Source organism: Methylobacterium sp. CCH7-A2 (assembly GCF_001557075.1).
Taxonomy (GTDB): Bacteria; Pseudomonadota; Alphaproteobacteria; order Rhizobiales; family Beijerinckiaceae; genus Allobosea; species Allobosea massiliensis.
The window spans coordinates 1-10,245 of sequence record NZ_LSKN01000197.1 but is presented as its reverse complement, the minus strand read 5'-3'; the positions used below and the strand labels follow the sequence as shown (position 1 = coordinate 10,245).

11 protein-coding genes and 1 pseudogene are annotated in these 10,245 nt (G+C 67.7%); 7 read left to right on the top strand and 5 right to left on the bottom strand.

The genetic code is table 11. The annotated features are described in order from the left end of the window. On the bottom strand, positions 1-1,702 hold a 1,702-nt coding region (locus AX750_RS15010; protein ID WP_067254608.1), incomplete at its 3' end, for a methyl-accepting chemotaxis protein. 513 nt (positions 1,703-2,215) lie between these two features. On the opposite strand from AX750_RS15010, the gene AX750_RS15005 reads away from it, so the two are divergent. After that, a complete protein-coding gene (locus tag AX750_RS15005; RefSeq protein WP_066722750.1) occupies positions 2,216-2,989 on the top strand; it encodes a L,D-transpeptidase in 774 nt (257 codons plus the stop codon). A 116-nt stretch (positions 2,990-3,105) separates the two neighbouring features. Continuing rightward, on the top strand, positions 3,106-3,873 hold the full coding sequence (locus tag AX750_RS15000; protein ID WP_066722742.1) for a DUF2076 domain-containing protein: 768 nt from the start codon (positions 3,106-3,108) through the stop codon (positions 3,871-3,873). An 87-nt stretch (positions 3,874-3,960) separates the two neighbouring features. Here the strand turns inward: AX750_RS15000 and AX750_RS14995 are convergent, their stop codons facing one another. Together AX750_RS14995 and AX750_RS14990 are read right to left on the bottom strand one after the other, a co-directional pair. Then, complete coding sequence (locus AX750_RS14995; protein ID WP_066722739.1) at positions 3,961-4,779, bottom strand: L,D-transpeptidase; 819 nt, start codon at positions 4,777-4,779, stop codon at positions 3,961-3,963. A gap of 180 nt (positions 4,780-4,959) precedes the next feature. After that, positions 4,960-6,387 carry a hypothetical protein gene (locus tag AX750_RS14990; protein WP_066722736.1) on the bottom strand — a complete coding sequence of 476 codons (1,428 nt, stop codon included), beginning with the start codon at positions 6,385-6,387 and terminating at the stop codon, positions 4,960-4,962. 245 nt (positions 6,388-6,632) lie between these two features. Here AX750_RS14990 and AX750_RS14985 point away from each other — a divergent pair, with 245 nt between their 5' ends. From AX750_RS14985 to AX750_RS14975, 3 genes are all read left to right on the top strand, one after another. Beyond that, a complete protein-coding gene (locus AX750_RS14985; protein ID WP_066722733.1) occupies positions 6,633-7,073 on the top strand; it encodes a BLUF domain-containing protein in 441 nt (146 codons plus the stop codon). A gap of 84 nt (positions 7,074-7,157) precedes the next feature. Further along, positions 7,158-7,658, top strand: coding sequence for a GNAT family N-acetyltransferase (locus AX750_RS14980; RefSeq protein ID WP_066722730.1), 501 nt, complete (start codon positions 7,158-7,160; stop codon positions 7,656-7,658). After that, positions 7,655-8,497, top strand: a complete 843-nt coding sequence (locus tag AX750_RS14975; protein WP_066722727.1) for a DMT family transporter — start codon at positions 7,655-7,657, stop codon at positions 8,495-8,497. The genes AX750_RS14980 and AX750_RS14975 overlap by 4 nt, the downstream gene beginning before the upstream one ends. A 6-nt stretch (positions 8,498-8,503) precedes the next feature. On the opposite strand, the gene AX750_RS14970 is transcribed toward AX750_RS14975, so the two are convergent. Both AX750_RS14970 and AX750_RS14965 read right to left on the bottom strand, forming a co-directional pair. After that, positions 8,504-8,983: a PaaI family thioesterase gene (locus tag AX750_RS14970; protein WP_066722724.1), complete on the bottom strand. Its 480-nt coding sequence runs from the start codon at positions 8,981-8,983 to the stop codon at positions 8,504-8,506. A gap of 61 nt (positions 8,984-9,044) precedes the next feature. After that, positions 9,045-9,554 carry a MarR family winged helix-turn-helix transcriptional regulator gene (locus AX750_RS14965; protein WP_245282405.1) on the bottom strand — a complete coding sequence of 170 codons (510 nt, stop codon included), beginning with the start codon at positions 9,552-9,554 and terminating at the stop codon, positions 9,045-9,047. A gap of 192 nt (positions 9,555-9,746) precedes the next feature. Here AX750_RS14965 and groES point away from each other — a divergent pair, with 192 nt between their 5' ends. Then, the gene (gene groES / locus AX750_RS14960) at positions 9,747-10,034 is read left to right on the top strand and encodes a co-chaperone GroES (RefSeq protein WP_056795343.1); all 288 of its coding nucleotides are present in this window, start codon (positions 9,747-9,749) and stop codon (positions 10,032-10,034) included. Between the two features lie 45 nt (positions 10,035-10,079). Beyond that, positions 10,080-10,245: pseudogene (groEL, locus tag AX750_RS26155) on the top strand (chaperonin GroEL); the annotation flags it as partial.

Genomic DNA, 10,245 nt, shown 5'->3' with positions numbered 1-10,245 from the left:
GCTGGGTCATCTCGTCGAGATGGGCGACCGCCTGGCTCATCTCGTCGATGCCGCTTGCCTGTTCGCTCGAGGCCGCCGAAATGTCGGCGATGGTGGCCGCGACCTTCTCCGAAGCCGAAAGGATGTGGCTGAGCTGCTCGCCGGCCTGGCGCACCAGCTTCACTCCCTCGCCGACCTCGTTGTTGGACGACGAGATCAGCGCCGAGATGTCCTTGGCCGCCTCGCTGGAGCGCTGCGCCAGGGTCCGCACCTCCGAAGCCACGACGGCGAAGCCCTTGCCGGCATCGCCGGCGCGCGCCGCTTCGACCGCGGCGTTCAGCGCCAGCAGGTTCGTCTGGAAGGCGATGTCGTCGATGACGCGAATGATGTCCGAGATCTTGGTCGAGGCGTCCTCGATCCGGGCCATGGCGTCGACCGCCCGGCCGGCGATGGCGCCGCCGTTCTGCGCCGCCCTCATCGCCTCGTCGGCGATGGCGGCCGCATTGCGCGATGCCTGCGCCGAAGCCTTCACCGAGGCTGCGAGCTGTTCGGTCGTGGCGGCAGTCTCCTCCAGTGAGGAGGCCTGTTCTTCGGTGCGCTTCGACAGGTCGTCGGCGCCCATGTTGATCTCACGGGCGGCGAGACCGACATCGGCCGAGGTGACCTGGATGGTGCGGACCGTGGCCGAGAGACGGTCGATGGTGGCGTTGAAATCGTCGCGCAGCTTGGCGTAGTCGGCCGGCATCTCGGCGCCGATGCGATGGGTCAGGTTGCCATGGGCGAGCTCGGACAGGCCTGCCGCGATCGAGCCGACGACCTTCTCCAATTCCTGTGCCTGCTGCAGGCGCTGCTGCGCCGCAGCCTGCCGCTGTTCCTCGGTCGACCGGCGGCTCTCGTCCATCAGGCTGGCCTGGGTCGCGGCCTCGCCTTCGAGACGCTCTTTCTCGATGGCGGCCTGACGCAGAACGCTCACCGCTCCGGCCATCTGGGCGAATTCGCCGGCCCGGAATGTGGGAACCGCGGTCACGAGGTCACCAGCCGCGAGCCGGTCCATGGCGCCCTTGAGGCTGCCGAGCGGCTTCATCATCCGGCGCACCAGGAAGAAGAGAGCGAGGCCGGCGACGAGGGCGATGATCAGGCCCGCGATCACATTGCCGGTGATCATCTCGCTGACGACGGTCATGAAGTCGGCCTGCTTGATGCCGACGAAGAGGATGCCGATGACGCGATTGTCGGATTTCTGGACGATCGGTTCGTAGATCGTGAAGTAGGGCTGGCCGAGGATGTCGGCCGCGCCCGAATAGGTCTGGCGCTGCTTCAACACGGTGTCATAGGCGGGGCCGGCAGCGAGCTTCGTGCCGACCGCGCGTCCCCCGTCGGGGCGCTGGACGTTGGTGGCGATGCGGACATCGCCCATGAAGATCGTGGCGACACTGCCCGCCAGCGCCTTGACCTTGTCGACCGCGGCGAAGTTGCCGTTCATCAGCTCGTCGCCGAAATAAAGCTTGTCGCCGTCGAGGCGGGGCTCGCCCTTCGCGGCGACGAGATCGCGCAGCAGGTTGATGTTGACGACGAGGCTCGCCTGCGCCCGTTCGCGCATCGCCGTCTCGGCCGCGCGCAACGACACCATGACGGAAGCGGCGACCGCGACGCCGACGAAGAAGACGCCGAGCAAAGCGAGGCGGGTGGCGATGGGAAGGCGGGTCGACAGAAGCTTTTTCATCAACGGATCCGTTTGGCAGCGGCGCCGGCCAGACTCCGGCCCGCAAAGGCGGTCCGGGCTCCGAACGGACGGCGCCGGGGGGGGGGCAGCGATGCGCAGTCGATGCGCACCAGGGTATCAGTAGAGCAGGCAGGCCAGGCGTCTCGTCGGGCCGGCAAGCGGAAACGGCACGGACATGCCGTTGCGCCCTTCGGCGACATTGGAATTAGACTTAACCGATCGTGTAAAGATTTGCTTAAGTTCAACGACTTTCGACTGATCTGATCCATTCGGTTCCAGATGAGACTTGTATAAGTCTGGCAGGCAACACCGCAGATCCAGCCCGCCGCCGCGTTGCCCCATCTGTTGCCGAGACGTCACAGCGCGTGTCTGCCATCATTCCGCCATATCGCGTTCACCTCGCGGCCATGCGATGTGACTTGAAGGTCCATGTGGCGTGACCCGTGGAACGCCGCAGCCTTTCCCTCGTTGTTCAGCCGCGTCCGCAAGATCAATAAAGCAGAGCCCAACTTCATGTCCGTCGAGAAGTCCGCCGTCCGCTCCCCTCTCTCCGCGCTCGCCCAGCCGTCGCGGCGCGCGACGCTGTTCCTGCTGCCTCTCGCGCTGGCGGGTTGCGTGTCGCGGCCGCAGGAGCCTTACGAAGTCGTCAGCACGCGCGGCTTCAACGTCAGCGCGGAATATCTCGCGATGTATGGCGAGCGGCCCGACGAGCAGTTTCCGCTGCCGGCGACCGATCTTTCCGAGGTCGACCCGCGCTATCTGCGGCGCGAGGTGGCCTATCCGACGCGCGAACAGCCCGGCACGATCGTCATCGATACCGACAACCGATTCCTCTATCTGGTGCGCGAGAATGGCCGTGCGATCCGCTACGGCATCGGCGTCGGCAAGCAGGGCATGTCCTGGCGGGGCCGCGCGACCGTCGGCCGCAAGGCGGCCTGGCCGCGCTGGACGCCCACGGCGGCGATGATCGCCCGCGATCCGGAAAAGAACGGCCCCTGGGCGGGCGGCATGGATGCAGGCCTCGACAACCCGCTCGGCGCCCGAGCGCTTTATCTCTATCAGGGCGACCGCGACACGCTGTACCGCATCCACGGCACCAACGAGCCATGGTCGATCGGCCAGTCCGTATCGAGCGGCTGCATCCGCATGTTCAATCAGGATGTGATCGATCTGCATGGCCGCGTTCCGACCGGCACGACGGTGGTGGTGCTGAATCGCGGGCAGTTGCTCACGCCGCAGCCCGGCGAGACCTTCGACGAGTTCACCTCGGAAGGCGCCAGCATCTGACGCTTCGGCAGGTGCTGTCTGGTCCCCTGCCGCAACGCCTTGATACCGTCACATGCAGGTCCCACCTCTTCGTCAGGCGGCGCATCCGCACCGCCCCACACAAGGAGGAGATGACGATGACGCCGCAGGAACGCGACGTGATCGCCGGGATTTTCGACCGCCTGAAACAGGCGGCCAATCAGCCCCGCGACCCCGAGGCTGAAAACTACATCGCACAGCGGCTGCGCGAGCAGCCCTATGCTCCCTACGCCATGGCGCAGGCGGTCTATGTGCAGGAAACCGCACTGACCAATCTGCAGGCGCAGGTCGAGGACCTCCAGGCCCAGTTGCGCGAGCTGCAGAGCCGGCCGGCCGAGGCCCCCGCCGCGAGCGGTGGTTTCCTGTCCGGCATCTTCGGCGGCGGTGCGGCCCAGCCGGCGCGGCCGCGCTCGGTGCCGTCTTTCCCCTCGCGCGGTCCCGATGCGCCCTCCCCGGCCTGGACCGGCCAGCAGCCGAACGCGATGCAGGCCGCCCCCGCCCAGCCGGGTCCGGCGCAGCCGGCCCCGGGCCCCTGGGGTAATGCCGGCCAGCAGGCGCCCGGACGCGGCGGTGGTTTCATGGCCACGGCCTTGACCACTGCGGCCGGCGTCGCCGGCGGCATGATGCTTGGCAGCGTGCTCAGCAACGCCTTTGGCGGTGGCTCGGCCCAGGCTGCGACCAAGCCGGCCGAAACGGCGCCGCAGGGTCAGGACAACGCTGCGGCGGACGCCCAGCCTGCCGGCTACGACGACGGCTCGTCCAACGCCGCAAACTATCAGCAGGCAGCCCAGACCGAATCGATGGATGCCGGCTACGACGACGGCTCCAGCATGTTCGACGGCGGCGAGGACGACAGCTGGGCCTGAGCCCGGTCATCATCACCCGCGACCCTCACGATCCGCCCGGCCCAACCGGGCGGATCTTTTCGTATCGGCTCATCGATGGGCCAGTTTTCAGATGACGAGCACCTTGGCCCCGACACGGACCCGCTCGTAAAGGTCGGTGACGTCGTCATTGGTCATCCGGATACAGCCGGAGGAGACAGCCTGGCCGATGGTGTGCGGCTCATTCGTGCCGTGGATGCGATAGAGCGATGAGCCGAGATAAAGCGCGCGGGCGCCCATCGGATTCTCGGGACCGCCCGGCATGAAGCGCGGAAGGTCCGGCCGGCGCTTGAGCATCTCCGGCGGCGGCGTCCAGTTCGGCCATTCGGCCTTGCGGCTGACGGTCTTCATCCCGGCCCAGGAGAAGCCGGGCCGGCCGACGCCAATGCCGTAGCGCAGCGCGCGGCCGTTGGGCTGGACCAGAAACAGGAAGCGCTGCGGCGTATCGATGATGATCGTGCCGGGCTTGTGCGGCCCGTCATAGGCGACCTCCTGCTTGCGGAAGCGCGGATCGATCATCCGCTCGATCGGGCGCTCCATCTCGAGCGGTTGACCGAGCGCCGCCACACGCCCGTCGGCATTGACCCCGCCCCTTCCCCGCCCGGCCGCCTGCTCGAACGGATCCACCTCGTAGCCGGCGGCAGGCCGCGCGCTCTGGCCATAGGCCGAATAGCCGGGGCGGTTGTAGACGACGCCTCCGCGCGACGGCGTCGGATCGCGACCCGTCATCAGCAGCTCGATGAAACCGCCGCCGTAATTGGGGCGGGCATTCGAGGCGGTGGTCATCGGGTCGTCGACCGGGGCGCGGCCATAACCCTGGGCGAGCGAGGGGCCGGCCGCGAGCGCGGCGGACAGCGCGAGCAACGAGACGAACAGTCGGGAACGCATGACGCAACTCTCTCGAATTCGATCGAGAAAGTCTGGGAGCTCCGCCGTGAAAGGAATGGTAAACCGCGCACGTCGACTGCATTCGAGCAGCGCGAATCCGTGGCATTCGACGGATTAACCTTATCGGCGCTTGAACAGACAGGGTGAAGGAAAGGTTGTCGCCGGTTCCGGCACCACCGGTCATGGCCGCCGGCTGCGGCGTGCCACCCACCAGAGACCCAGCAGGGTCCGCCAGCGCGCGACGTCGCAGGCGAGGATGACGACGCCGTAGACGAGCGCTCCGAGCATCACCTGAAGGCCGAGTTCGACGACCGCCGGCAGACGGTTCTGCAAGGGCCAGATCGCCAGCGCCATCGCGGCGACCGCCAGCAGCACGGCGCCGCAGTCGCGCGGCGAAGGCCACACCGGCAGGATGCGCAGCGCCGCCCAACCCGTCACCACCAGCACCAAGAGGAAGGCCGCCATCTGCGCCCAGGCGTAGAGGCCGGGCGGCGCGCCGGCGAAGGCAGAGATGATCCCGAGATTGGCGGCGAGCCCGGCCAGAGCCGCCAGAATCGCGATCAGCGTGCGCTTCTCCAGCAGGAAGGCCGGGTACAGCCCCGCCTGGAAGATGGTGAGCGCGACGAAGCCGGGCAGCAGCGGTGCCATATAGGCCGCAAACGCCCCCTGGAAACTCGGCGGCACCACCAACCGGTCGAAGGCTGGCAGGGCCAGGCCGAAGCCGACCGCAGCCGGCAGCGCGACCGCCAGAACGATCACCAGATTGGCGGCGATCCGCTTCTGCGCCGCATTGCGTCCGCGCGTTTCATCGAGGCGGATGACCTCGCGCAGCAGCACGATCTCGAGCGTCGCGCCGAGCGTTCCGAACAGGCGCAGCCCCATGTCCGAGGCGAGCGAGAAATAGCCCGCCTCGGCGAAGCCATGGGCGCCCGCCAGCAGCGAGCGGTTGAGCAGCGGAATCAGCGAGTAGATCGCATTGCCGGCGACGATCGGCAGCGCGTATTTGGCAAAGGTCCAGGCGAGATCGATGCGGGCGGCGCTGAAAGACAGGGGCGCATCGGCGAGTTTGCGGCGTACCGACATCAGCGCCACCGCGACGCTGAGCAACCCGCCGAGCAGCACCACCGTCGGGTCCCGCGTCCACCAGGCGCCGCCGACCATGAGCAGGAGCGCCAGCACGTTCTTGACGATGACCAGCCGCGCATAGGCGGCATCGAGAAAGCGGGCGCGGGCGATGGCCCCGTGATAGTCGAAAAGCCCGGCGCCGATGCCGGCCAGAACCGCTGCCGCCAGCATCATCGCCGGCATCCGCGTATCGACACCGGCGACGATCGCCGCGACCAGCAGCGCGCAAAGCGTCACGCTGACGCCCGTGACCAGCACATCCAGCGTTGCACGGATCTCGGGCTCGGTTTCGCGCGCCTTGAGCGAGTAAAAGCGGACGGCGGACAGGCGGAGCCAGTCCATCAGCGCCGTGTTGACGAGGACGATGATGGCGGCGCCGATCGCATAGCGGCCGAACTCGGCCGGGCCAAGAAAGAAGGCGATCAGCAGCCCGAGAACGAAGTTCAGCGCAGCATTGACGACGAAGGGCAGAAGGACCGTCATCGCGTCTCGATCATCCGTGCCGGGTCCCCGCTTGGCTGCAGCGCCGCCCGGCGCGACTCACGGAAAAACCGACCGGGCTGCGGCTTCGGGGTAGCGGGGCTCGCGCGAATCTCCAAATCGCAACGGTTTCTCAATCTCTCGAACCGGAGATGGAGGAGGCGTTTTGACTTTCGCAATCTTTCTGTCGCGAACTTCTGCCGGCGCATCCCGTTGAGAGAGCAGTTCCACCGCGCACAGGCACGTTCATGACTTCAGCCCCTCTCTTCCAACTTGTCTATACATCAATCTACCGGGCGGGGCGTGTCTCCAACGAGCTTTCGGCCCTGCGCTCCATCCTGTCCGCCTCGCGCCGCAACAACCAGGCGGCGGGCGTCACCGGGTTCCTGATCTTCGACCGCGACAGTTTTCTGCAGGTGCTGGAAGGGCCCCGCGATGCGCTGGATGCCACGATGGCCCGCATCGCGCAGGACGATCGCCATCGCGATGTGTCCGTGCTCGACGTCCGGCCGATCGGGCAGCGCAGTTTCCATGCCTGGACGATGGGCGGCTGCCGCCGCACCCCGCAGGAGGATCCGATTTTTGCCGCCCATGGGATGGCGGGCGGCATCGACCGATCCAAAGCCGATTTCGACACGGTCGTCGCCCTGGCGCGCGACCTCAGTGCACAGGCCTCCGCCCCGGCCTGACACGGACCGTCCCATGCGCGCCCCGAATGCGCCCCGTCGCCGCCGCTATCGCATCGTGACGGCGGCGGCTATGGCGATGGAACCATGACACCATCCAGCCTTGCGATCCGTCCCGCGCGGGACAGCGACTCGGAGCCGCTCGCGGCGCTGATCGCGGCGAGCTTCGCCGAATATCCCAATTGCCTGTTCGAATGGTTGGAGTTTCCGGAGTTGCGCCGGCCAGCCAGCCATTTCGCCGCGAAGGGAGGACGGCTCTGGGTGGTGGACGCGCCGGACGGCGGCATCGCGGCCTCGCTCGGCGCCACGCCCGTGCCGGAGCAGAACGCGGTCGAGATCACCAAGGTCTATGCCGCTCCCGCCTTTCGCGGCTCGGGCCTGGCCCAGTCCCTCTTCGCCGAAGCGCTGGCCTTCGCCGAGCAAGGGGGCTTCGACGCGATGATGCTGTGGTCCGACACGCGCTTCGCGCGCGGCCATCGCTTCTACGAGAAGCTGGGTTTCCGGCGCTGGCCGGGCGAACGCTACCTCGCCGACGTCTCGGCGACCTGGGAATATCATTTCCGCCTCGATCTCCCCGGCGCGCGATGAGCCTCGGCCCCGCGCTGCGCGCCCTGCTCGGCATTGCCCTGCTAACCGCGATGGACGCGGTGGTGAAGGCGCAGATGCAGTCGCATCCCTTCATCGTCGCGCTGTTCATGCGCTTCGCCATGGGCGGCGTCTGTGCGCTCGCGGTGCTGGCCATCCTGCGCCCACCGGCTCCCACGCGCGCCAGCGTGATCGGCAACAGCATCCGGGTTCCCGTCGTGGTGTTGACCGCCGGCAGCTTCTTCTATTCGATCTCCGTCCTGCCGCTGGCGGAGGCGCTGACGCTCGCCTTCCTCGCCCCGGTCTTCGTGGCGCTGCTGGGCGGGCTCCTGCTCAAGGAGAGGATGGACGCGCGGATCTGGCAGGCGCTCGGCTTCGGCATCGCGGGCATGCTGGTCATGGTCTGGCCGCGGCTGCAGGGGCAGGTCAGCGGCGCCGGGCTCGGCGTGGCGGCGGCGCTATTTTCCGCCGTGACCTATGCGTTCAACCTGATCCTGCTGCGCCGCATCGCGTTGAAGGAGCACCCGGCGGTCATCGTCGCCTTCCAGAATGGCGGGCCGGCCCTGCTCCTGGCGGTGCCCGCGGCGCTCGCCTTCGTGCCGCTGACCGGCCATGACGTGCTGGTCTATCTCGCTGCCGGTGCGCTCGGCGTGACCGGGCACCTGCTGCTGACCTCCGCGTTTGCACGGGCGGAAGCCTCGCGGCTGGCGCCGCTCGAATACACGGCCCTCATCTGGGCGAGCCTGCTCGGCTACGCCTTCTTCGACGAGGTGCCGCTGATCACGACCTATGCGGGCGCGGTGCTGATCGTCGCGGGCGCGATCGCGATCAGTCGGCGGTAATGCCGCTCAGCCAGCGCCCCGCGCCGGGAAGATGACGCAGGTCTCGGTGCCATGCGCGAGCAGCTTGCCGCGTTCGTCAACGAGCCGTCCCTCGCTGGTCGCCACCGTGCCGCCGCGATGGATGACCTTGCCCTCGCAGCGCACGACGCCGCTCTCGGGCATGACCGGGCGGACATAGTTCAGCTTCATCTCCAGGGTGGTGTAGCCCTCGCCGGGCTTCAGCGTCGCATGGGTGGCGCAGGCCATGGCGGAATCGAGGATCGTTGCCGTCCAGCCGCCATGGACCGTGCCGAGCGGGTTGAAGAAGCGTGCCGAGGGACGCCCGATGAAGACGACCCGGCCCTCCTCCACCTCGACGAGATCGAGATCCATCGCATCGGCGAAGGGCGGGCCGGGATGGCGGCCCTCGATCATGCCGCGCAGGAAGTCTAGGCCGCTGCCCGCCACCAGCGTCTCCCGCGATACCACTCCGACGTCGCGCGCCATGGCCGGCCTCCCTTCCGTGTATTTACACGATAGATGGATGCCGACGGCCCGGTCAAGCGGGTCAGCCGCTCCCGCGCGCGACGCGCCGGAGCGCCTTCAACCGGTCGCGCATCTGGCTCCAATCCTCCTTGCCGAGCCCACCTTCGATGCGCTCCTGCGCTGTGCGCCAATAGGGAATCGCGGCGTCGATCGCGGCGCGGCCCTTCGGCGTCACGCCATAGATCGACGCCCTGCCCTTGCAGGCGACCGGCTCGATCAGCCCCTCGGCGGCGAGGAGCTGCAAATTGCGGGTCAGCGAGGTGCGTTCCAGCGCGAAGCGCTCGGCGAGCTCCGTGACCGAGCGCCAGGCGCCGGTGCTCAGCGCCGAGAGCAGGACGAACTGGGTGATCTTCAGCCCGCTGGAGCGCATCGCCTCGTCATAGGCGCGGGTGACGGCGCGCGCCGTCATCCGCACATGCAGCGCAACGCAGCTGCGGGCGATGTCGTCGAGGGTTTCCGACGTGGCGGTGGGTAAAGACGAGGGCTCGGACATGGCGGCATGGTAGCGGGTTCCGGCGCCCTTGGCAGCCATGCCGGGCAGGCCGCGGCGATTTACTATCCCCGCCGCGGGCCGCCCATCTCCAGGTGATCGATCCTTGACTCCGGCAGGGGCGGGCCCTATCTCCGCGGCACCCGTTAGCACTCACCCGAGGGGACTGCTAACGGGCGTCCAAGCGGGCGATCCGGGCCCGCATCGAATTTGTACCGAGAGGAAGACAGAACCATGAAGTTCCGTCCGCTGCATGACCGCGTCGTGGTCCGCCGCCTTGATGGCGAAGAGAAGACCAAGGGTGGCATCATCATCCCCGATACCGCCAAGGAAAAGCCCCAGGAGGGCGAGGTTGTCGCCGTCGGCCCCGGTGCCCGCGACGAGGCCGGCAAGCTGGTCGCGCTCGACGTCAAGAAGGGCGACCGCGTCCTCTTCGGCAAGTGGTCCGGCACCGAGGTGAAGATCGATGGTCAGGACCTCCTGATCATGAAGGAATCCGACATCATGGGCGTCGTCGGCTGAACGCCTGAGACCGCCCGTTCCTCGAAATCCTAAGGAGTTGCTCTCATGGCAGCCAAAGACGTCAAGTTCTCCTCCGACGCGCGCGACAAGATGCTGCGCGGCGTCGACATCCTCGCCAACGCCGTCAAGGTGACGCTCGGTCCGAAGGGCCGCAACGTCGTGATCGAGAAGTCGTTCGGCGCTCCCCGCATCACCAAGGACGGCGTCACCG

Bases quoted from the DNA above. Each gene is read 5' to 3' on its own strand.
- AX750_RS15005 (WP_066722750.1), top strand. From the start codon at position 2,216: ATGTCCGTCGAGAAGTCCGCCGTCCGCTCCCCTCTCTCCGCGCTCGCC.
- AX750_RS15000 (WP_066722742.1), top strand. From the start codon at position 3,106: ATGACGCCGCAGGAACGCGACGTGATCGCCGGGATTTTCGACCGCCTG.
- AX750_RS14965 (WP_245282405.1), bottom strand. From the start codon at position 9,554: ATGGCTGCCAAGGGCGCCGGAACCCGCTACCATGCCGCCATGTCCGAG.
- AX750_RS14985 (WP_066722733.1), top strand. From the start codon at position 6,633: ATGACTTCAGCCCCTCTCTTCCAACTTGTCTATACATCAATCTACCGG.
- groES (WP_056795343.1), top strand. From the start codon at position 9,747: ATGAAGTTCCGTCCGCTGCATGACCGCGTCGTGGTCCGCCGCCTTGAT.
- AX750_RS14995 (WP_066722739.1), bottom strand. From the start codon at position 4,779: ATGCGTTCCCGACTGTTCGTCTCGTTGCTCGCGCTGTCCGCCGCGCTC.
- AX750_RS14980 (WP_066722730.1), top strand. From the start codon at position 7,158: ATGACACCATCCAGCCTTGCGATCCGTCCCGCGCGGGACAGCGACTCG.
- AX750_RS14990 (WP_066722736.1), bottom strand. From the start codon at position 6,387: ATGACGGTCCTTCTGCCCTTCGTCGTCAATGCTGCGCTGAACTTCGTT.
- AX750_RS14975 (WP_066722727.1), top strand. From the start codon at position 7,655: ATGAGCCTCGGCCCCGCGCTGCGCGCCCTGCTCGGCATTGCCCTGCTA.
- AX750_RS14970 (WP_066722724.1), bottom strand. From the start codon at position 8,983: ATGGCGCGCGACGTCGGAGTGGTATCGCGGGAGACGCTGGTGGCGGGC.